18 protein-coding genes are annotated in these 20,922 nt (G+C 72.1%); 13 read left to right on the top strand and 5 right to left on the bottom strand.

What is annotated here, in order from left to right:
• Positions 1-7: 7 nt before the first annotated feature.
• The 3 genes from AC5RWQ_RS14505 to AC5RWQ_RS14495 all read left to right on the top strand — a co-directional run bounded on the left by AC5RWQ_RS14505 (position 8) and on the right by AC5RWQ_RS14495 (position 2,685).
• Entirely contained in the window at positions 8-889 is an 882-nt protein-coding gene (locus AC5RWQ_RS14505; protein WP_494283244.1) for a branched-chain amino acid ABC transporter permease, read from the top strand.
• Positions 886-1,902 carry a branched-chain amino acid ABC transporter permease gene (locus AC5RWQ_RS14500; RefSeq protein WP_494283243.1) on the top strand — a complete coding sequence of 339 codons (1,017 nt, stop codon included), beginning with the start codon at positions 886-888 and terminating at the stop codon, positions 1,900-1,902. Before AC5RWQ_RS14505 ends, AC5RWQ_RS14500 begins: the two co-directional genes overlap by 4 nt.
• Before the next feature lie 78 nt (positions 1,903-1,980).
• The gene (locus tag AC5RWQ_RS14495; RefSeq protein ID WP_494283242.1) at positions 1,981-2,685 is read left to right on the top strand and encodes a transcriptional regulator; all 705 of its coding nucleotides are present in this window, start codon (positions 1,981-1,983) and stop codon (positions 2,683-2,685) included.
• A gap of 188 nt (positions 2,686-2,873) precedes the next feature.
• Here the strand turns inward: AC5RWQ_RS14495 and AC5RWQ_RS14490 are convergent, their stop codons facing one another.
• Entirely contained in the window at positions 2,874-3,473 is a 600-nt protein-coding gene (locus tag AC5RWQ_RS14490; protein WP_494283241.1) for a hypothetical protein, read from the bottom strand.
• Between the two features lie 974 nt (positions 3,474-4,447).
• Here AC5RWQ_RS14490 and AC5RWQ_RS14485 point away from each other — a divergent pair.
• Both AC5RWQ_RS14485 and AC5RWQ_RS14480 read left to right on the top strand, forming a co-directional pair.
• Positions 4,448-6,022, top strand: a complete 1,575-nt coding sequence (locus AC5RWQ_RS14485; protein WP_494283240.1) for an MFS transporter — start codon at positions 4,448-4,450, stop codon at positions 6,020-6,022.
• A gap of 11 nt (positions 6,023-6,033) precedes the next feature.
• Complete coding sequence (locus AC5RWQ_RS14480; protein ID WP_494283239.1) at positions 6,034-6,642, top strand: TetR/AcrR family transcriptional regulator; 609 nt, start codon at positions 6,034-6,036, stop codon at positions 6,640-6,642.
• An 89-nt stretch (positions 6,643-6,731) separates the two neighbouring features.
• On the opposite strand, the gene AC5RWQ_RS14475 is transcribed toward AC5RWQ_RS14480, so the two are convergent.
• Together AC5RWQ_RS14475 and AC5RWQ_RS14470 are read right to left on the bottom strand one after the other, a co-directional pair.
• Positions 6,732-8,651 (bottom strand): helix-turn-helix domain-containing protein, encoded by a 1,920-nt coding sequence (locus AC5RWQ_RS14475; RefSeq protein ID WP_494283238.1) that lies wholly within the window; start codon positions 8,649-8,651, stop codon positions 6,732-6,734.
• Between the two features lie 14 nt (positions 8,652-8,665).
• Positions 8,666-9,448 carry a 3-hydroxybutyrate dehydrogenase gene (locus AC5RWQ_RS14470; protein ID WP_494283237.1) on the bottom strand — a complete coding sequence of 261 codons (783 nt, stop codon included), beginning with the start codon at positions 9,446-9,448 and terminating at the stop codon, positions 8,666-8,668.
• A gap of 248 nt (positions 9,449-9,696) precedes the next feature.
• On the opposite strand from AC5RWQ_RS14470, the gene ruvC reads away from it, so the two are divergent.
• From ruvC to AC5RWQ_RS14430, 8 genes are all read left to right on the top strand, one after another.
• Entirely contained in the window at positions 9,697-10,224 is a 528-nt protein-coding gene (gene ruvC, locus AC5RWQ_RS14465) for a crossover junction endodeoxyribonuclease RuvC (RefSeq protein WP_494283236.1), read from the top strand.
• Complete coding sequence (gene ruvA, locus AC5RWQ_RS14460; RefSeq protein ID WP_334492580.1) at positions 10,221-10,823, top strand: Holliday junction branch migration protein RuvA; 603 nt, start codon at positions 10,221-10,223, stop codon at positions 10,821-10,823. The genes ruvC and ruvA overlap by 4 nt, the downstream gene beginning before the upstream one ends.
• On the top strand, positions 10,820-11,884 hold the full coding sequence (gene ruvB / locus AC5RWQ_RS14455; RefSeq protein ID WP_494283235.1) for a Holliday junction branch migration DNA helicase RuvB: 1,065 nt from the start codon (positions 10,820-10,822) through the stop codon (positions 11,882-11,884). The genes ruvA and ruvB overlap by 4 nt, the downstream gene beginning before the upstream one ends.
• A gap of 136 nt (positions 11,885-12,020) precedes the next feature.
• Positions 12,021-12,368 (top strand): preprotein translocase subunit YajC, encoded by a 348-nt coding sequence (yajC, locus tag AC5RWQ_RS14450; RefSeq protein ID WP_494283234.1) that lies wholly within the window; start codon positions 12,021-12,023, stop codon positions 12,366-12,368.
• 235 nt (positions 12,369-12,603) lie between these two features.
• On the top strand, positions 12,604-14,517 hold the full coding sequence (gene secD, locus AC5RWQ_RS14445) for a protein translocase subunit SecD (RefSeq protein ID WP_494283233.1): 1,914 nt from the start codon (positions 12,604-12,606) through the stop codon (positions 14,515-14,517).
• Position 14,518: 1 nt separating this feature from the next.
• On the top strand, positions 14,519-15,712 hold the full coding sequence (gene secF, locus AC5RWQ_RS14440; RefSeq protein WP_494283232.1) for a protein translocase subunit SecF: 1,194 nt from the start codon (positions 14,519-14,521) through the stop codon (positions 15,710-15,712).
• Between the two features lie 101 nt (positions 15,713-15,813).
• Positions 15,814-16,380, top strand: coding sequence for an adenine phosphoribosyltransferase (locus AC5RWQ_RS14435; protein ID WP_494283231.1), 567 nt, complete (start codon positions 15,814-15,816; stop codon positions 16,378-16,380).
• Positions 16,381-16,604: 224 nt separating this feature from the next.
• Positions 16,605-19,076, top strand: coding sequence for a RelA/SpoT family protein (locus tag AC5RWQ_RS14430; protein ID WP_494283230.1), 2,472 nt, complete (start codon positions 16,605-16,607; stop codon positions 19,074-19,076).
• A 63-nt stretch (positions 19,077-19,139) separates the two neighbouring features.
• Here AC5RWQ_RS14430 and AC5RWQ_RS14425 read toward each other — a convergent pair whose 3' ends face one another.
• Together AC5RWQ_RS14425 and AC5RWQ_RS14420 are read right to left on the bottom strand one after the other, a co-directional pair.
• Complete coding sequence (locus AC5RWQ_RS14425) at positions 19,140-19,979, bottom strand: peptidylprolyl isomerase (RefSeq protein WP_494283229.1); 840 nt, start codon at positions 19,977-19,979, stop codon at positions 19,140-19,142.
• A gap of 59 nt (positions 19,980-20,038) precedes the next feature.
• Positions 20,039-20,911 carry a peptidylprolyl isomerase gene (locus AC5RWQ_RS14420; protein ID WP_494283228.1) on the bottom strand — a complete coding sequence of 291 codons (873 nt, stop codon included), beginning with the start codon at positions 20,909-20,911 and terminating at the stop codon, positions 20,039-20,041.
• Positions 20,912-20,922 lie beyond the last annotated feature (11 nt).

Below are 20,922 nucleotides of genomic sequence, written 5' to 3'. Positions count from 1 at the left end.
CGGATTGATGTCAGGCTTCGCGCAGAACACGTTCAACGGGCTGGTGAGCGGGGCGTTCTACGCCCTGCTCGCCCTCGGGCTCGCGGTCATCTTCGGCATGCTCCGGGTGGTGAACTTCGCCCACGGCGCCTTCTACATGCTCGGCGCTTTCGGGGCGTACGTGCTGCTCACCGAGGCCGGCGTGCCGTTCTGGGCGGCGCTGGTGATCATGCCGCTCGGGCTGGGTCTGCTCGGCATGGTGCTGGAACGACTGGCCATCCACCGGCTCACCCGGCTCGACCCGCTCTACAACTTCCTGCTCACCTTCGGCCTCACGCTGATCCTGCAGGACCTGGTGAAGACCCGGTACGGCATGCAGTCCAGCCCGTACGCCACCCCGGACGCGCTCAGCGGCTCGATCGACTTCGGGCTCTTCGACTTCCCCACCTACCGGGTCTTCATCCTCGGCTTCGCGGTGCTGCTCTGCGTCGCGGTGTGGTGGGTGCTCACCCGTACCCGGATCGGGATGGTGGTCCGGGCCGCCACCGAGCGGCCCGAGCTGACCCGGGCGCTCGGCATCGACGTGGGGCGCTGGGTGACCCCGGTGTTCGGCTTCGGTATCGCGCTGGCCGGCCTGGCCGGGGTGCTCGCCGCGCCGATGCGGGCGGTGAACCCGCTGATGGGCGCCGACCTGATCATCGTGGTCTTCGCGGTGGTGGTGATCGGCGGACTCGGCTCCATCTTCGGCTCGGTCGCCGCCGGCTTCGGCATCGGCCTGGTCCAGGCATGGGGAGAGGCGTACCTCTCCGACTTCCCGATCGTGTCCCAGACGATCGTCTTCATCGTGATGGCCGTCGTGCTGCTCTGGCGGCCGGCCGGGCTGTTCGGCCGTGAGGAGGCACCGGCATGACCAGCACCGTCGACACCCCGGCCGAGGCGGCCCGGCCGGCGACCGGCTCCGGCCTGGTCGCCGTGGCCCGGGCGCCCGGCTGGGTCCGGTACGCGCTGCTCGCCGCCGGTCTGGCCGTGGCGCTCTGGCTGCCCAACGGGCTCTACCCGGCGGTGGCCGTGGACATCCTGTGCTGGGCGCTCTTCGCCGTCTCGGTGGACCTGCTGCTCGGCTTCACCGGGCTGATGTCCTTCGGGCATGCCGCGTTCTGGGGCACCTCGGCGTACGTCACCGGGCTGGTGGCGATCCACGCCGGCCTGCCCTTCCCGGTCGCCGTGCTGGCCGGGGCACTCGCCGCCGCGGTGCTCGCGCTGCCGATCGGTTACCTGGCGGTGAAGCGGACCGGCATCTACTTCGCGATGGTCACGCTGGCCTTCGCGCAGATGGTCTACTACGTCGCCAACGAGTGGCGGTCGGTGACCCGCGGCGAGAACGGCCTCCAGGGGGTGCCCCGGGAGTTCTTCGGGATGGACCTGACCGACGACTACTACTTCTACTACGCGATCCTGCCGATCGTGCTGCTCGGCCTGGCCGCCGCCTGGCGGATCGTGCACTCCCCGTTCGGCCGGGTGCTGGTCGGCATCCGGGACAACTCGGCGCGGGCCCGTGCGTTGGGCTACCCGGTGCACCGGTACAAGCTGACCGCGTTCGTGCTCTCCGGCTTCATCGCCGGTCTCGGCGGCGGACTCTTCGCCGTCGGGCACCGCTTCGTCTCCCTCGACGTGCTGCACTGGACCACCTCCGGCAAGGCGGTGATCGTGGTGGTGCTCGGCGGGATCGGCACGCTCTGGGGTGGAGTGCTCGGCGCGGCGCTCGTGGTCCGGCTGGAGGACTGGCTGTCGTTCTCCGGATTCGAGGCGATCGGCCTGGTCACCGGCGGCATCTTCGTCCTTGTCGTGCTGCTTTTCCGGCGCGGTGTGTGGGGCAGCGTGTCCGCGCTCGCGCTCCGCTGGTTGGCGGCCCGCCGCAGATAAATCCGCCGCCCGGCGCATCCGAACCGCGGCGTCCCGACGAACCCCCTGGTAGTGGTCACCTACCCGGGGGTACGTCTGGTGCTGACAGATCCGATGTCCGGCGAGGCCGTGGACACGGCCAGCAAGCGGCTCTCCGCTGCCGCCGAGGACCTCGACGCCAACCAGGTCGCCGCGCTCATGCTCGATCTTGCCGCCGAGGCGGGCGTGGCGCCGGTCTGGGAGCAGGTGTGCGTACCGCTGCTGGGGGCGCTGCGCGGGCGCACCGCCAGCGAGATCGCCGTCGAGCACGCCCTCTCCGAGGGCATCCGGGTGGGCCTGGACGTGCACCGTCGGGAACCGTCCCGGCAGCTGCCCCCGGACGGTGTGCTGCTGGCCGGCGCGGAGCACGAGACGCACAGCCTCGGGCTGCACGCCCTCGCCGCCGCGCTCCGCGAGCAGGGCCGGGGCTGCCTGCACCTCGGGCCGGCGCTGCCCTGGGTCGCCTTGGCCTCCGCCGTGCTGCGGACCAGCCCGCACACCGTCGTGGTCTGGTCGCAGACCCCGCTCACCGGCCGCGCGTATCGCCTGGTCCGGTTCGGGCGGGACTTCCCGGGGGTACGCGTCTTCGGCGCCGGCCCGGGCTGGATCGAGCCCCTCGCGCCCCCCTCGGTACGCCTCACCACCTTCGCCGCCGCCCTGACCGCCTGCGGCCCCCGCCGCACCCCTGCCCTAGCGCCCCCCGCCCCCGGCCTGGCGCCCCCCGCCCCCGGCCTGGCGCGCCCCGCCTCTGGCCAGGTGTGTTGATCATGGGGTTACCGGCGGTGTGGATCTCCTCCGCTGCCGTCAACCTCATGATCAACGCGGGTGGGGCGGATGGAGGTAGGGAGATCTTGGACGGTTGCCGTCAGCTGTGGACCGTAACTGTCCAAGATTCGGATATGCCGCTGGCCGGCACCCCGTGAGGGGTGCCGGCCAGCGTTCGCTTATCGGGGTCAGCTGTTCCAGTGCTTGGCGACGAGGTCGGCGGCCTGCTGCTCCCACTGGGCGTAGGCGTCCGGGTAGGCGGAGACCTGCACGGTCTGGGCGGCTTCGGTCAGCGGCATGTCCTGCCAGCCGTCGATCTGCTTGAGGCCCTTCTGGAAGGCCATCGTGGAGTAGATCGGGTCGGTGATCTGCTCCGGGCTGCCCCAACCCGAGGACGGGCGCTGCTGGAACAGGCCCAGCGAGTCGTGGTCATTGCGGTCGCCGAGGTGGCCCAGGTTCTCCAGCTTCGACTCCTGCAGGCTGGTGGCGATGGAGATGACCGCGGCCCGCTCGTCCAGACCCGACTTCTTCGTCCCGGCGATGATCGCCTTCACGTTCGCGGTCTGCTCATCGTTCAGGTCGATGCGCGACTGGCTGCCCTGCACACCGTGCGGGATCAGCTTGGCCTTGTCCACACCCGGCTTGTCGGCCTGCACGGCCACCGCGACGGGCTTGGCGTCCACCGCCGGGGCGGCGTCGGCGTGCATGGCCGGGCCGGCGAACACGCCACCGGCGAAGGCCAGACCAGCGATACCCAGAACACTCTTACGCAGCATGGTGGTCTTCATCAGAGAAGCTCCTTCGGGGGTTGGCCCAACCCGAACCAGGGGGACGGTCACGGGCGGGCAAGCACCACGAACAGGGGCGCTCAAAGCACAAGGGGGAAAGTCTTCGTCCGGCTGGCTTCACAAGCCGGGGGGCTCGGGCGCCGGGACCATGTGTAACGACCGCGGGCCCGCCATCATTCCGGGGCTTGGCCATCCATCCGGCCAGGCCGGGAGGGGCTGCTAGTGCGGTCGTGCAGAGGATGTAACGACCGCCGGCCCGCCGTCATTCCGGGGCCACCGCATCCATCCGGCCGCGCCGGAGGGGCCTGCTACTGCGGTCGTACGGGATATGTAACGACCCCGGGCCGGCCACGATTCCAGGCTCAGGGTGCCACCGGTCACGGGACCTCAAGGCCAGGCCGGCACAGACCCGGCACCCGGCAAAGCCGCGACACCCTCGAGCCGAACAGCCGACCCGAACCGGCACTGCACCGACGGACCCGGATCACACACCCAGCCGGCACTGCACCAACGAAACTGCTCACAGGCCCCAGACCGGACAACCAACCCAAGCGCCGCCAGTTATCCCGCCAGCTCCAAAACCCCACACCCCGCCCCTGGTTCACGAGCGGCCAAAAAGCACCACCGCCACCCCGTTGATCAAGAAGTTTGCGCACTGATCCGGGGGTGACAGCGTCCCCAAACTTCTTGATCAACGCTGGGGGAGCGGAGCGGGCGGGGGAGTGCTGCGGGCCGGGGGCGGAGCGGGGCGCGAAGCGTGGCGGGACCGCGGCAGAGCGGGCTGGCAGGCGGGCGGGCGGCGGGAAGTGTCGGGGGTGTTCGTGAGGATGCTTCGGGGAAGGGCGGCGTGATGCCCGCCACATACGATACGATTCGGTTCCGTATCGAAACTCCGCGTCCTACGCTCTGACCGTTACGAGTCTGCCCCGTATCGTATTTGCGATGCGGGTGAGCCGGGGGGAGAACCGGACCACATGGAACCGCACGAGAACACCGGACATCCGAGGCGGTGGGGGATCCTCGGCGTGCTGGTGATCAGCCTGCTCGTCGTCGTCCTCGACAACACGATCCTCAACGTCGCCCTGCGCACCCTGGCCGACCCGGTGCACGGCCTCGGGGCCAGCCAGGGCGAGCTGGAGTGGTCGATCAACTCCTACACGCTGGTCTTCGCCGGACTGCTCTTCACCTTCGGCGTCCTCGGCGACCGCTTCGGCCGTCGCCGGTTCCTGCTGATGGGGCTGGTGCTCTTCGGCCTGGCCTCGCTGCTGTCCGCGTACGCGCAGGACCCGGGCCAGCTGATCGCGGCGCGTGCCCTGATGGGGATCGGCGGCGCGGCGATCATGCCGGTCACCCTGTCGATCATCTCGAACGTCTTCGACCCCCGGGAGCGGGGCCGGGCGATCGGCGTCTGGGCCGGCGCGGTCGGCCTCGCCGTGGCGATCGGCCCGATCCTCGGCGGCGCGCTGCTGGAGCACTACTGGTGGGGCTCGGTCTTCCTGATCAACGTGCCGGTGGTGGCGATCGGCGTGGTCCTGGTGGCGGTGCTGGTGCCGGAGTCCCGCGATCCCAGCCCCGGCCGGGTCGACCTGCTCGGCGTGGTGCTCTCGGTGGTCGGCCTGGTCGCCCTGACGTACGGGATCATCGACGGCGGCGAGCACGGCTTCGACCGTCCGGTGGTGTGGGCGTCGATCGTCGGCGGCCTGGCGGTGCTGGCCTGGTTCATCGACCACGAGCGGCGCAGCGACCACCCGTCGCTGGACGTCCGGCTGTTCCGGGTGCCGCGCTTCGCCGCCCCGGTGGCGATCGTCGGCCTGATCTTCTTCGCCGCCATGGGCGTCATGTTCTTCAGCTCGTTCTACCTGCAACTGGTCCGCGGTTACAGCCCGCTGCAGACCGGCCTGCTGTTCCTGCCGTTCGCCGGCGCCCAGCTGATCTTCGCGCCCCGCAGCGCCGCCATGGTCCGCCGGTACGGCGGCCGGGCGGTCGCCGTGGTCGGCCTCGGGCTGACCACCGTCGCGCTGGCCTCCTTCGCCTTCGTCGACGCGGACACCCCGATCTGGGTGGTGCTGGTGGTCTTCTTCCTCCAGGGCACCGGGATGGCCAACATCATGCCGCCGGCCACCGAGTCGATCATGTCGGCGCTGCCGCGGGAGAAGGCCGGTGTCGGCTCCGCGGTCAGCAACACCGTCCGGCAGGTCTCCGGTGCGCTGGGCGTGGCCGTGCTCGGCTCGGTCCTCTCCGCGGTCTACCGGGAGGACATCGCCTCAACGGTCGACGGGCTGCCCGCCCCGGCCCGCGAGGCGGCCAACGAGTCCGTCTCCGGGGCGTACGCCGCGGCGGGCCAGTTGGGGTCGGCGGCGCCGAAGCTGATCGCGGCGGCCAACGACGCCTTCGTCTCGGCCATGCACTGGGCGGCGGCGCTCTCCGCGGTGGTGGCCGCCCTGGGCATTCTCATCGTGCTCCGCTGGATGCCCGGTCGTCCCGACGCCGGTGCCGGCCCGGCCGCCACATCGGCGGTCGGAGAACCGGAGATGGCCGGAACCGCATAGGTTCGGGAACAATGTCTGACATGACTTCCACCGCCGATGCTCCGCGGTCGCCCGGGCGACCGCGGAGCGTCCGCGCGGACGAGGCCATCATCGAGGCCACCCTCGACCTGCTCGCCGAGGGGAGCACGATCGAGGCGCTCTCGATCGAGGCCATCGCCTCCCGGGCCGGCGTCGGCAAGGCCACCATCTACCGGCGCTGGCCGGGCAAGGACGCGCTGCTGCTCGACGCGCTGCGCCGGCTCAAGGGCGTCCTGCCGCAGCCGGCCGGGGACTCCGTCCGGGACGACCTGGTCCTGCTGGTCGGCGCGGTCGGGCAGAACATCGACCCGCGGGCCGTGAAGATCATGCCCTGCCTGGTGCCCGAGGTGAACCGCAGCCCGGACCACTTCCAGCTCTACCAGAACATCATCGAGCCGCGGCGAATGTTGATGCGCGAGGTGCTGCGCCGGGGCGTCCGTACCGGTGAACTCCGCGCCGACATCGACGTCGAGGTGACGATGGCGCTGCTCACCGGCCCGATGCTGGTGCAGCGGATGCTGCGCTGGCATCCGGAGCTGGACGACCAGATCCTGCCCGAACGGATCGTCGACGCCGTCCTGGAGGGCATCCGGGCCCGCTGACCGCCGCCGGCGGTGCGACCTGTGGTCGGCTGCCGCCACGGCGGCGAGCCGGCCGTCGTCCGGCGCCGCCGGCCCGACCCGGCCCGGGTTCAGCCCGTCGGGCTACGCAGCCGGTGCAGACGCAGCGCCAGCTGCACCTCCAGCGCCCGCTCCGGCTTCTGCCAGTCCGGGCCGAGCAGCTGCCCCACCCGCTCCAACCGCTGGGTGACCGTGTTGACGTGCACGTGCAGCAGCTCCGCCGCCCGGGCCAGGCTGCCGCCCACCCCGAAGTAGGCCTCCAGGGTCTTGACCAGGGCGGTGCCCCGCCGCGCGTCGTATTCCACGACCGGCCCCACCGTGGCGGCCAGGAACCGGGCCACGTCCCGCTCGCCCTGGTCGCCCACCGTGCCCAACAGCAGCCCGACGAAGCCCAGCTCGGCGGTGCTCGCCCCCTCGCCGGCCCGGCCCAGCGCGCCCAGCGCGGTCAGGCAGCGGTCGGCCTCGGTGAAGGTGGCGGCCAACGCCGCCGGCCCCGAGGTCGGGCCGCTCGCCCCGGCGGTCACCGGCCGGCCGGTCACCCGGGACAGGTCCCGGGCCACCGCCCGGGCGCTGCCGCCGGCGTCCCGGCCCGGCAGCATCAGCACCACCCGGCCGTCGCGCGCCGCCGCCAGGCCGCCCCGGGTCGAGGCGTACGTGGTGGCCCAGGAGAGCACCCGCTGCCGGGCGGAGCCGGTGGCGGCGATCGCGTCCTCGCCGACCGCCACCAGCACGTGCGGCGCGTCCAGGTCCACCCCGAGCCGGCGGGCCCGGTTGCGCAGCGCGTCGGTGTCCCGTAGCGGCCGGGCAATCAGGTCGTCGAGCAGCTCGCCCCGGACCCGCCCCTCCGCCTCGGCCACGTTGCGGCGGAACAGCAGCAGCAGCGCGGTCACCAGCGCCGCCCGCTCCAGGATCCGCTGGTCGGCGTCGACCAGCTCGTCGTCCGGGCGCAGCACCAGCGCGCCCAGGTTCTCCGCGCCGGCCACCACCGCGGCGTACCAGAGGTGGCCGCGACGCACGCTGCGCCCCTCGGTCCGGGAGGCCGCCACGGCCTCCACCAGGTCCACCCGGTCCGGCTCGTCGATCTCGCCGACCCGGGCCAGCGCCCGCCCCTCGGCGTCCAGCGCCAGCAGCGTCCCGCCGAGCACGTCGGTGACCGCCGCGACCACGTCCTCGACGCCGCCGCCACGCAGCACCAGCGCGGTCATCCGGTCGTGCGCCGCCGCGGCCCGCTCCACCGAGCTGCTGTGCGCCCGGATGGTGGTGTTCGCCGCGGAGAGCTCGGCCAGCGCCGAGCGGGTCTCGGCGAGCAGTCGGGCGGTGTCGATCGCCACCGCGGCGTGCGCCGCGAGGGAGACCAGCAGGGACACCTCCTCGCGGGCGAACGGTCGGGCCGACCGGTTCGCCGCGTAGAGCACCCCGATCACGCTCGACCCGAGCCGCAGCGGCACCCCGAGGATCGCCACCAGGCCCTCCTCGCCCACCCCGGAGTCGATCTCGCCGGTGTGGTGGAAGCGCTCGTCCTCCTGGTAGTTCGCGGTCACGTACGGGGTGCCGGTCTGGGCCACCAGGCCGCCCAGCCCGTCACCCATCTCCAGCCGCAGCCGCTGGAACCGCGCCGAGATCGAGCCGTCGGTGACCCGCATGTAGGTGTCGCCGCGCTCGTCGTCGTTGAGCGTCATGTACGCCACGTCGGCGCCGAGCAGGTGCCGGGCCCGGTGCACGATGGCCCGCAGCACGTCGTCGAGGTCGCGCAGGCCGGCCAGGTCGCTGGCGGTGTCGTACAGGCCGGAGAGCTCGGTCTCCCGGCGCCGCCGGCGCTCCAGCAGCCCGCGCACCCGCAACGCGACCAGCTTGGCCTGTTCCAGCTCGGCCAGCCGCTCGGCGGGCAGCCCGGCGGCCCGGGCGGCCACCAGCGGACCCTCGAACTCGACCGCGGCGGCCTCCCGGGCGAGCAGTTCGAGGAACTCCACCGGCGACGACATGACCGACATTGTGCGCGGCCCCACTAGTTCGCCGTCCAGCCCCCGTCGAGGGCGATCGAGGCGCCGGTGATGAAGGCCGCGGGTGGGGAGCAGAGGTACGCCATCAGCTCGGACACCTCCTCCGGCTCGATCAGCCTCTTGATCGCGGCCCGGGCCAGCATGATCTTCTCGATCACCTCGTCCTCGCCGATGCCGTGGCTGGCGGCCTGGTCGGCGATCTGGCTCTCCACCAGTGCGGTGCGCACGTACGCCGGGTTGATGCAGTTGGCGGTGACCCCGTGCGCGGCGCCCTCCAGCGCCACCACCTTGGACAGCCCCTCCAGCCCGTGCTTCGCCGACACGTAGGCCGCCTTGAAGGGCGAGGCGCGCAGCCCGTGCACCGAGGAGATGTTGATGATCCGGCCCCAGCCGCGGGCGTACATGTGCGGCAGCGCGCGCCGGATGAGCAGGAACGGTGCCTCCACCATCACCCGGTGCAGGTACGCGAAGCGCTCGGTGGGGAAGTCCTGCACCGGCGCGACGTGCTGGAGTCCGGCGTTGTTGACCACGATGTCGACGTCTGCGTCGAGCCGCTGCACCGCGGCCAGGTCCGCCAGGTCGACGCCCTCGGCCCGGCCGCCCGCCTCGGCGGCCACCGCCTTGGCCGCCTCGACGTTGCGGTCCACCACCAGCACCGCCGCGCCCGCCTCCGCGAGGCGCAGCGCGCAGGCCCGGCCGATGCCGCTGCCACCACCGGTCACCAGAGCGCTACGACCGGAGAGGTCGACGTGTACGACGTGGGGGACCGCCACGGGTTCTGCCGTCATGGCGCAAGAAGTTACGAGCTGTGTGGCCGGCGGCACATGGGGCGGCGACACATACTCGCCCCTCGGTCTGTGTGGGCGGGGCCGGAGCGGGCCGGGGACGGGCGGCCAGGGTCGGTCATCACCATGGCGGCGTACCGCGGCCCACCGTGCCGCGCGGTACGGCCCGGCGTGTCCCCCCGGGTGCCATGGTGGGCGGACCAGTAGGGTGTCGAACACACGTACTGCTGGCGGCTGGGGGAGGAGGCGGCGTGCGGGTGCTGGGCGTCGACCCGGGGCTGACCCGGTGCGGGGTCGGCGTGGTCGAGGGCGTGCCGGGGCGGCCCTGCACGCTGGTCGCCTACTACGTCGTCTACACCGATCCCGGCGACGACCTGCCGCTGCGCCTGCTGCACCTGGACCGGTCACTGACCGAGCTGGTCGCCGAGCACCGGCCGGACGCGGTCGCCGTCGAGCGGGTGTTCAGCCAGCACAACGTCCGCACGGTGATGGGCACCGCCCAGGCCAGCGGGATCGCCGTGCTCGCCGGCGCGCGCGCCGGCCTGCCGGTGCAGACGTACACCCCGAGCGAGGTGAAGGCGGCGGTGACCGGTTCCGGTCAGGCCGACAAGAAGCAGATGACCACCATGGTCACCCGGTTGCTGCGGCTGGCCGAGCCGCCCAAGCCGGCGGACGCCGCCGACGCCCTGGCCCTGGCCATCTGTCACGTGTGGCGGGGCGGCACCCGGTCCAAGCTGGCCGCCGCCGCGGACCGGGCACGACGAGGAGGAGCACGATGATCGCCAGCGTGCGCGGCACGGTGACCGCGACCGGTCCGGATCACGCAGTGGTGGAGGTCGGCGGGATCGGCCTGGCGGTGCAGTGCGCCCCGGGCACGCTCGCCGAGCTGCGGGTCGGCCAGCCGGCCCGGCTCGCCACCAGCCTGGTGGTCCGGGAGGACTCGCTCACCCTCTACGGCTTCCCCGACGACGACGCCAAGCAGCTCTTCGAGCTGCTCCAGACCGCCAGCGGGGTGGGGCCGCGGCTGGCTCAGGCGGTGCTCGCCGTGCACACCCCGGACGCCGTCCGTAAGGCGATCGCCAACGCCGACACCGCCGCGCTGACCCGGGTGCCGGGGATCGGCAAGAAGGGCGCCGAACGGCTGGTGCTGGAGCTGCGTGACCGGATCGGCCCGGTCCCGGTGGGCGCCGACGGCGCGGCCGGGGTGACCGGCGGGGCCTGGCCGGAGCAGGTCCGCCAGGCGCTGGTCGGGCTGGGCTGGACGGCCGGCCAGGCCGACCAGGCGGTGGCCGCGGTGGCGGAGACCGTCGACGGGGAGACCCCGCCGGTCCCGGTCCTGCTCAAGCAGGCCATCCGGTTGCTGGGCCGGACCCGGTGAACGGCGACGACCTGGTCTCCGGGTACGTCAACGACGCGGAGCTGGACGCGGAGGCCACCGTCCGGCCGAAGCGGCTCGACGAGTTCATCGCCCAGCATCGGGTTCGCGACCAGCTCGACCTGCTGCTCCAGGGCGCGATGCGGCGCGGAAGCCCGCCCGACCACATCCTGCTGTCCGGGCCGCCTGGCCTCGGGAAGACGACACTGGCCAATATCGTCGCCGCCGAGCTGGGCGCGGGCATCCGGGTGACCAGCGGCCCGGCGATCGAGCGCTCCGGTGACCTGGCGGCGATCCTGACCAGCCTGGCCGAGGGCGACGTGCTCTTCATCGACGAGATCCACCGGATCGCGAAGCCGGCGGAGGAGCTGCTCTACAGCGCGATGGAGGACTTCCGGGTCGACGTGGTGGTCGGCAAGGGGCCGGGGGCGACCGCGATCCCGCTGGACGTGGAGCCGTTCACCCTGGTCGGCGCGACCACCCGCTCCGGCCTGCTCACCGGGCCGATGCGGGACCGGTTCGGCTTCGTCGCGCACCTGGACTTCTACTCCCCGGTCGACCTGGAGGCGCTGCTGCACCGCTCGGCACGGATCCTCGGTGTCCCGATCACGCCGGAGGGGGCGGTGGAGATCGCCGGCCGCTCCCGGGGCACGCCCCGGATCGCCAACCGGCTGCTGCGCCGGGTCCGCGACTTCGCCGAGGTCCGGGCCGACGGGGTGGTCACCCTGGAGACCGCCCGGGCGGCCCTGCTGGTGTACGACGTCGACGCGCTGGGTCTGGACCGGCTGGACCGGGCGGTGCTGACCGCCCTGGTGGACTCGTTCCGGGGTGGCCCGGTGGGCCTGTCCACCCTGGCGGTGGCGGTGGGGGAGCAGCCGGACACGGTTGAGGAGGTCTGCGAGCCCTTCCTGGTGCGGGCCGGTCTGCTGGCCCGAACGCCGCGGGGGCGGGTGGCCACCGAGGCCGCCTGGCGCCATCTAGGCCGTACGCCGCCAAATGGTACATTTGGCACGGAGACCGCGTCCGCGCCCGATCTGTTCTCCGCCGCGCCCGATCAGCCGTGATCCGAACGTGATCTGCACCGCATTCGGCGTTCTCAGGCGCAGGGATTAGACTCGCGCCGGTCTGTACAGGATGTGAGAATCCGCCTCCGCTCCGGCATTCGCGCCGGGTCGGAGGCCAATGGGAAGGTCGCACACCGTGCTCTACGCAGCAGCCTCCGGCGGAGGCGCCGGCGGTCTCACGCCGATCCTCATGATCGCCCTGCTCTTCGGCGTCATGTACTTCATGATGATCCGGCCGCAGCAGAAGCGCCGCAAGGAGGCCGAGTCCATGCAGGCCACCCTCTCCCCGGGCGACGAGGTGGTCACCATCGGCGGGCTCTACGGCACCGTCACCGGCGTGGACGACGACACGGTGCTGCTCGAGGTGGCGCCCGGCGTGCAGACCCGGTACGCCCGTCCGGCCATCGCCCGGGTGGTCAACCAGGCCGAGCGCGTCGAGTCGGCCGAGCCGGTCACCGAGGACGCAGACGCCGTCAAGGAATGAGTGTCGTACCCGGTCCCGGTCGCGGGGTCGGGGGTGACGGAACAACTGGATAGGTGGGCCGGCCTCCGGGGCCGGCACGGGTCCCCGCCCGACCGGCGCTCCCGGCGTCGGCGGCGGTACGTCGTGCCGACCGTCGCCGGAGCCGGCCCGTGAGAGCACGTCGGCCCGGACCCCCGGGCCCGACCTCGCCGCCGCTGCACAAGCGGCGCGACCGTTACAGGGAGACAGGACAGCCGTGGCACCACCTCAGGGACAGATGCGCCCAGGGCGGCAGCTCGCCGTACTCGGGCTCATCTTCGTCGTCCTCTATTCTTTGGTGTTCTTCTCCGGCGCCCATGGTGGCTGGAAGGACCGGCTGGAGCCCCGGCTCGGCCTGGACCTCATCGGTGGCACCCGGCTCACGCTGGAGGCCACCAACAGCCTCGACGGCAAGCCGCCCACCGCGGCGAACCTGGAGGAGGCCCGGCAGATCATCGAGAGCCGGGTCAACGGCTACGGCGTCGCCGAGGCCGAGGTGGTCACCGAGGGCAACCGGAACATCGTCATCTCCCTGCCCGGTGAGAACCGCGACCTGACCGACGTCGGCAGCGCCGCGGAGCTGCGCTTCCGCAAGGTGCTCAAGGCCGCCGACGGCAGCGGCGCGGTCGCCGCCCCGGCGGCGACGCCCACCCCGGCCCCGTCCGGCAGTGCCGCGCCGAAGCCGTCGGCCACCGCGTCGGCGAAGCCGTCCGGCAGCGCCGCGCCGAAGGTGACCTCCTCGCCGAGCGCCGGTGGCCAGGGCGGCGGCGCCCCGGCGCCGAGCGCCAGCGCCACCCCGTCCGCGTCGGCCTCGCCGAGCGCCCCGGCCGCGTCGCCGAGCGCCAGCACCCCGCCGGTGTCGCAGAGCATCGAGCAGCAGCGGCAGGCCGTGCAGAAGAAGGTCGGCGCGCCCGCCTGGGCCGCCGCGAGCGCTCTCCAGGCTCCGGCCGACCTCGCCGCCGACCCGTCGCTGGCCGAGAAGCTCAAGCCGTTCAGCACGCTCTCCCCGCAGGAGATCGCGGTGCTGACCCCGGAGATGCAGTTCAACGTCCCGACCATCAGCTGCGCCCAGCTGGACAAGCGGCCGGCCGCGTCGATCAAGGACCCGAAGCAGCGGGCGGTCGCCTGCGAGGGCGGCGCGGCGAAGTACCTGCTCGACGTGGCGAAGGTGGAGGGCACCGACGTCAAGGACGCCAACGCGGTGCTCGACCAGACCAGCGCCTGGGTGGTCAGCCTGAACTTCACCGGCGACGGCCAGGGCAAGTGGACCGAGCTGACCCGCGAGGCGTTCCAGAACACCGGTAACGCCTGCGACCAGGCCGCGCTCGGCAACGAGGGCAAGTGCCGGGTGGCCGTGGTGCTGGACAACGCGATCGTCTCGGCGCCCGAGATCCAGGGCGTGCTGACCGGCGACTCGCAGATCAGCGGCAGCTTCGACAGCAAGTCGGCCAACGACCTGGCCAGCCAGCTGCGCTACGGCGCCCTGCCGGTGACCTTCGTGCCGCAGACCCAGCAGAACGTCACCGCGAGCCTCGGCGAAAGCCAGCTGCGGGCCGGTCTGCTCGCCGCCGGCATCGGCCTGCTGCTGGTCATCATCTACTCGTTCTTCTACTACCGGCTGCTCGGCTCGGTCATCTTCCTGAGCCTGGTGCTCTCCGCGCTGCTGGTCTTCGGCGCGCTGGTGGTGCTCGGCCGGCAGATCGGCTTCACCCTCACCCTCGCCGGCATCGCCGGCATGATCGTCTCACTCGGTGTGGCGGCGGACTCCTTCGTCATCTACTTCGAGCGGCTCAAGGACGAGATCCGCGAGGGCCGCAGCCCGCGCAGCGCGGTGCCGCGCGCCTGGATCCGGGCCCGCCGGACGATCATCTCGGCGAACGCGATCACGCTGATGTCGGCCGTGGTGCTCTACATCGTCTCGGTCGGCCAGGTGAAGGGCTTCGCCTTCGCCCTCGGCCTGGCCACGGTGCTGGACCTGGTGGTGGTGTTCCTCTTCCGCCACCCGATCATGACGATGTTCGCCCGTACCCGGGCGTTCCTGTCCCCGCGGGTCAGCGGCCTCGGCCGGGCCCTGCCGGCCCGCTCGGCCGACCAGGCCACCCCCCGCAACCCGCGCGTCAAGGAGGCCTGAGATGGCTAAGACGGGTCTGGCGTCCCGGCTCTACCGGGGCGAGGCCGATCTCAACATCGTCGGCCGCCGCAAGCTGTGGTTCACCGTCGCCGCCGCACTGATCCTGGTCGCGGTGCTCAGCTTCGCCGTACGCGGGTTCAGCCTCGGCATCGAGTTCGCCGGCGGCAACTCGTTCCAGGTGCCGGCCAGCGTCGGCACCCTGGACGAGGCCCGCGAGACGGTCGGCACCGCGCTGGAGGCCAAGGGCGGCGGTGCCGAGGTGGTGACCGCGCAGAAGGTCGGCGGCGCCGGCGGTGACTTCTACGAGATGCGCACCACGCAGCTCAGCCCCGACCAGGCCGCCTCGGTCAAGGGTGAGATCGCCCGCGACTTCGGCATCCAGCCCGGCCAGATCAGCGGCGACCAGGTCTCCGAGGCGTGGGGCAAGCAGGTCACCGAGCGCGCGCTGCTCGGCCTGGTGCTCTTCATCGCGGTGGTGGCGCTCTACCTGATCGTCCGCTTCGAGTGGCGGATGGCGGTCGCCGCGATCGCCTCGCTGTTCATGAACCTGATCCTCACCGCCGGCATCTACTCGCTGGTCGGCTTCGAGGTCACCCCGTCGACGATCATCGGCTTCCTCACCATCCTGGGCTTCGCGCTCTACGACGTGGTGGTCGTCTTCGACAAGGTCCAGGAGAACACCCGGGGCATCACCGCGAACAACAACCAGACGTACGGCGAGGCGGCCAACCTGGCGCTCAACCAGAGCCTGATGCGGTCGCTGAACACCTCCGTGGTGGCCCTGCTCCCGGTCGGCGGTCTGCTCTTCATCGGTGCCGGCCTGCTGGGCGCGGGCACCCTGAAGGACCTGGGTCTGGTGCTCTTCGTCGGTATGGCGGTGGCGTTCCTGACCTCCATCCTGCTGGCCACCCCGCTGCTGGCGGTGCTCAAGAACTCCGACCCGCGGATCCAGGCGCACAACAAGCGGGTGCTGGGCCGCCGGGGCGCCATCGCCCGGGGCGAGCTCACCCCGAAGGGCACCCCGCGGTCGGCCGACGAGGCCGGCGACGAGGGGATCGACGCGGAGTCCGCGGCTCTGGCCGGCGCCGCGCCGAAGGTGGGCGCGCGTCCCGTCGGCAAGCGTCCGACCGGCGCGCGCGGCGGCCGTCCCAGTGGCGGCGGGGGCAACCGGCCGGGTGGCGCCAAGCGGCGCTGACCGAGCCGGGCACCCGGTAAAGATCGAACCGACGGCGTCCGCCATGCTGTGCGAGCAGCGTGACGGACGCCGTCGTCGTACCGAAGGGAAACGGAAACACCGTGACGGAGACCCAGAGCACCGGGGTACGGGGAGACAGCGGTCCCGAGTTCGCCCAGCTGGTGGCCAGCCGGGTGCTGGACGTGCCGGACTTCCCCAAGCCCGGCGTCGTGTTCAAGGACCTGATGCCGCTCTTCGCCGACGGCGACGTGTTCCGCGAGGTGATCGACGGGATCATCGAGTACCACGGGCGTGACTCGTTCGACATCGTGGTCGGCATCGAGGCCCGGGGCTTCGTGATCGCCGCCGCGATCGCGTACGCGACCGGGATCGGCGTGGTGCCGGTGCGCAAGGCGGGCAAGCTGCCGCGCCCGGCGTACTCCGCCTCCTACGCGCTGGAGTACGGCGAGGCGACCCTCGAGGTGCACCAGGACGCCTTCACCGCCGGGCACCGGGTGCTGGTCGTGGACGACGTGCTGGCCACCGGGGGGACCGCCGAGGCGACCCTCGACCTGGTCGAGCGGGCCGGGGGCACCGTGGCCGGCTTCACCGTCCTGCTGGAGCTCGGCTTCCTGGAGGGCCGCCGGAAACTGGCCGGCCGCCCGGTGCATGCCCTGCTGACCGTTTGATCCGGCCCGGTCCGGGCGGGCCCGGCACGGTCCGTCCGGCGGAGCGGCAGGGCACCCACCGTGCGGGTAGCATTGCCCTTTGCTGACCGGGCGGTCCACCGTCCGGGCGGCGCGAGGACCGGCCGGCGCGCGTTGCCGGCCCGGAACAACACCGGCCGGTGGGCCGGTTGAAGAGGACGTCGACCGGACGGTCGGCGCGTCCCCGGCGAGCGGTGAGGAGGCCGGTGTCCCACGATGTCGTCCCTCCGGTGGAGGGCACGGTGCACCCGACAGGCGAGGCCGACGGCTCGGTGACCGACCGGAAGAGCAACCCGCCGGCCGGGCTGGCAGGTGCCGGCGACGGCATCGCCCCTGAGGCGGCCGGCCCGCGCGACGACGCGGCCGTGGCGCCGTTCCCGGCCGACGGTGATCCCTCGCCGAGCGGCGGTTTCGCGCTCTCCAACGCGCCGACCGGCCGCCGGGTGCGGGCCCGTCTGGCCCGGTTCAACGCGCCGTGGCAGAGCTCCCAGGTCAGCGAGGTTCTCGAACCGCTGATCTCCACCCACCGCGACGCCCACCCCAAGGCCGACGCCCGGCTGCTGCAGCGGGCCTTCGACACCGCCGCGCGCTGGCACTCCGGGCAGTACCGCAAGTCCGGCGACCCGTACATCACCCACCCGCTGGCGGTGGCCACCATCCTGGCCAACCTGGGGATGGACACCACCACCCTGGTCGCCGCGCTGCTGCACGACACGATCGAGGACACCGCGTACACCCTCGACCAGATGCGCGCGGATTTCGGCGGCGAGGTCACCCTGCTCGTCGACGGCGTCACCAAGCTCGACAAGGTGAAGCTGGGCGACGCCGCCAAGGCGGAGACGATCCGCAAGATGGTCGTGGCGATGGCCAAGGACCCGCGGGTGCTGGTGATCAAGCTGGCGGACCGGCTGCACAACATGCGGACCCTGACCTTCCTGCCCCGCCCCAAGCAGGAGCAGAAGGCGAAGGAGACGCTGGAGATCCTGGCCCCGCTGGCCCACCGGCTGGGTATGAACACGATCAAGTGGGAGCTGGAGGACCTCGCCTTCGGCACGCTGTTCCCGAAGCGGTTCGAGGAGATCAACCGGCTGATCGGGGAGCACCAGCCGCAGCGCGAGGCGCTGCTGCGCCAGGTGACCCAGAAGGTGTCGACCGACCTGAAGGCCGCCAAGATCAAGGCGGAGACCACCGGCCGGCCGAAGCACCTCTACTCGATCTACCAGAAGATGATCGTGCGGGGTCGCGACTTCAACGACATCTACGACCTGGTCGGGGTGCGGATCCTGGTCGACACGGTGCGGGACTGCTACGCGGCGCTGGGCGTCATCCACGCCAACTGGCAGCCGGTGCCGGGTCGGTTCAAGGACTACATCGCGATGCCCAAGTTCAACATGTACCAGTCGTTGCACACGACGGTCATCGGGCCCACCGGCAAGCCGGTGGAGATGCAGATCCGCACGTACGCCATGCACCGCACCGCCGAGTTCGGCATCGCGGCGCACTGGAAGTACAAGGAGCACAAGGGCACCCAGATCGTCGGCCCGCCGGCGCACATCGACGAGATGACCTGGCTGCGTCAGTTGCTGGACTGGCAGCGGGAGGCGGCCGACCCCAGCGAGTTCCTCGACGCGCTGCGCTTCGACCTGTCCAGCCAGGAGGTGTACGTCTTCACCCCCAAGGGTGACGTCATCCCGCTGCCGACCGGGTCGACGCCGGTGGACTTCGCGTACGCGGTGCACACCGAGGTCGGGCACAAGTGCATCGGCGCGCGGGTCAACGGCAAGCTGGTGCCGTTGGAGTCGACGCTCTCCAACGGCGACGTGATCGAGATCTTCACCTCGAAGTCCGACACGGCCGGCCCGACGCAGGACTGGCTCGGCTTCGTCAAGAGCCCGCGCGCCCGCACCAAGATCCGCCAGTACTTCAACAAGGAGCGGCGCGAGGAGGCGATCGAGGCCGGCAAGGACGCGATCGTCAAGGCGATGCGCAAGCAGGGCATGCCGTTGCAGCGGATGCTCACCTCGGACGCGCTGATGGCGATCGCCCGGGATCTGCACCTGGCCGACGTGGCCTCGCTCTACGCGGCGGTCGGCGACAGCCAGGTCTCCGCGCAGTCGGTGGTGCAGAAGCTGATGGCCGCGTACGGCGGCGAGGAGGGCGCGGCGGAGGACATCGCCGAGACCGCCGTCGCCACCCGGCCGCCGCGCAGCCGGCAGAGCAGCAGCGACCCCGGCGTAGTGGTCCGCGGCGTCAGCGACGTCTGGATCAAGCTGGCCCGCTGCTGCACCCCGGTGCCGCCGGACTCGGTGTTCGGCTTCGTCACCCGCTCCGGCGGGGTCAGCGTGCACCGGGACGACTGCGCCAACGCCGAGGACCTGCGGGCCCAGAGCGAGCGGGTGGTCGAGGTCAGTTGGAAGCTCACCTCCGCCTCGACCTTCCTGGTCGCGATACAGGTCGAGGCGCTGGACCGGCACAAGCTGCTCGCCGACGTCACCCGGGTGCTCTCCGACGAGCGGGTCAACATCCTCTCCGCCACCGTCACCACCACCCGGGACCGGGTGGCGGTGAGCCGGTTCAGCTTCGAGATGGCCGACCCGAAGCACCTGGGCCACCTGCTCGCCGCGGTCCGCAAGGTCGACGGCGTCTTCGACGCCTACCGGGTCACCTCCGGCGCCTGAGGCCACACCCACGCGAAAGCGCCCGCCGGCTCAGCCGGCGGGCGCTTCGTCGTACCCGGGGGGTCAGCCCTGGATGTCGCTCATGGCCAGCTTGGTGATGGTGACCTCCTTCTTGGGGTGGCCACCCCCGGCCTGAGACGCGAAGGCCTTGTCGTCGCCGGCCGCGGCGACCTGCTTGACCAGGTCCATGCCGCCGGTGATGGTCCCCACCACGGTGTAGTTCGGGTCGAGCTGCGAGTCGCCGTAGACGATGAAGAACTGGCTGCCGGTGCTGCCCGGCTGGCCGGAGTTGGCCATCGCGATGACGCCCTCCGGGTACGCGGGGCGCTTGTCGGTCGGCAGGTTCTCCTCGGCGAGGTTGTAGCTGGGGCCGCCGGTGCCGTCGGTCTGCCGCCAGCCCTTGCCGGTGGCGCTCGGGTCGCCGCACTGGAGCACCTTGATGCCCTCGGTGACCAGGCGGTGGCACTTGGTGTTGTCGAAGAAGCCCTTGCTCGCCAGGTGGGTGAAGCTGCCGGCGGTGCAGGGCACCGCGGCCCGGTCGATCTTCGCGGTGATCGGCCCCAGGTTGGTGTCGATCGTCATGGTCTGGGTGCCGGTGTCGTCCTGCTGGGCGGGGGGCAGACCGACGTCCTTGATCTGCTTGGTCCGGCCCTCCTTGGGCACCTCGGTGTACGCGCACTGCGCGAACGCCGCGTCCGGGCCGGCGGCGTCCTGCTTCTTGTCGTCGCCGCCGAGGCTGGTCGCCAGCCAGACCGTGCCGGCGACCACGAGCAGCAGGACCGCACCGGCCCCGACGATCGCCTGCGTCTGCCGGCGCTTGCGGGCCCGGGCCGAGCGCTCGGCCATCTCCCGCTCCAGTCGGGCCCGCGCCGCCGCGCGCTGCCGCTCTCTCGTGGACGTCACGCCTTCACTCCTCGACTTTCGGGCGCGGTCGCTGCCGCGGGGTACGGGTGGTGTCCGGCTCAGCCGGCGCTGGGGCTGGCCGACGGGGCGGCCGAGGCCGGCGCCGGTGCCGTCTGGGGCTCGCCGACGGTGAGCTTCTGGATCACCACGTCGGTCTTCGGCTTGACCTTGGCCCCGGTCCCATTGTCCACGGTCGGCAGGGCGCCGATCTTCTCGATCACGTCCAGCCCGCCGCTGATCCGGCCGATGATCGGGTACGCCGGCTTGGCCGGGTTGAAGTCCTTGAAGAAGACGAGGAACTGGCTGCCGTTGGCGCCCGGCGGGTTCGCGATCATCGCGACCGTGCCCTTCGGGTACGCCGGCGGCTGGCCCGGGGCGGGGCTGGCCGACGGGCTGGCCTCCGGCGCGGCCGGGACGTTCTCGTCGTAGAACGAGTAGCTGGGGCCACCCAGCCCGGTGCCGCTCGGGTCGCCGCAGCGCAGCGCGCCCTCGGCGGTGATCTCGTGGCACTTGGTGTTGTCGTAGAACGAGCTGCCGGACAGGTGGGCGATGCTCGCCGCGGCGCAGGGCGCGCCGGCCAGGTCCAGCTCGGCGGTGACCGGGCCGCCCTGGTTGATGTTGACGGTCATCGTCCGGGTGCCGGTGGTGGGGATGTCCTTCGTCGGCGGGGTGCCGACGTCCTTGAGGTTGGTGTTGGCGCCGGCGTCCTGCGGCGTCCAGAGACAGACGTCCTCGGCGGCCTTCTGCTCCGGGTCGCGGTCGAAGGCGCCGAGCCCCCAGGCCGCGCCGACCACGATCAGCACCAGCACGACCGCGGCACCCACCCCGGCCTGGATCTGCCGGCGACGCCGGGTGGCGGCGGCCCGTCGGGCCAACTGCCGGTCGAGCTTCTCCCGCGCGAGCTTGCGCTGCCGGTCCCTGCTGGAAGCCACCCGTGCTCCCC

This window comes from Micromonospora sp. BS32 (assembly GCF_059089345.1).
The sequence above is the reverse complement of the archived record's forward strand: the minus strand, read 5'-3'. Positions and strand labels throughout refer to the sequence as shown.

Coding starts and splice junctions, on each gene's coding strand:
- secF (WP_494283232.1), top strand. CDS start 14,519: ATGGCTAAGACGGGTCTGGCGTCCCGGCTCTACCGGGGCGAGGCCGAT.
- AC5RWQ_RS14475 (WP_494283238.1), bottom strand. CDS start 8,651: ATGTCGGTCATGTCGTCGCCGGTGGAGTTCCTCGAACTGCTCGCCCGG.
- AC5RWQ_RS14505 (WP_494283244.1), top strand. CDS start 8: ATGTCAGGCTTCGCGCAGAACACGTTCAACGGGCTGGTGAGCGGGGCG.
- AC5RWQ_RS14485 (WP_494283240.1), top strand. CDS start 4,448: ATGGAACCGCACGAGAACACCGGACATCCGAGGCGGTGGGGGATCCTC.
- AC5RWQ_RS14490 (WP_494283241.1), bottom strand. CDS start 3,473: ATGAAGACCACCATGCTGCGTAAGAGTGTTCTGGGTATCGCTGGTCTG.
- ruvA (WP_334492580.1), top strand. CDS start 10,221: ATGATCGCCAGCGTGCGCGGCACGGTGACCGCGACCGGTCCGGATCAC.
- AC5RWQ_RS14480 (WP_494283239.1), top strand. CDS start 6,034: ATGTCTGACATGACTTCCACCGCCGATGCTCCGCGGTCGCCCGGGCGA.
- AC5RWQ_RS14470 (WP_494283237.1), bottom strand. CDS start 9,448: ATGACGGCAGAACCCGTGGCGGTCCCCCACGTCGTACACGTCGACCTC.
- AC5RWQ_RS14500 (WP_494283243.1), top strand. CDS start 886: ATGACCAGCACCGTCGACACCCCGGCCGAGGCGGCCCGGCCGGCGACC.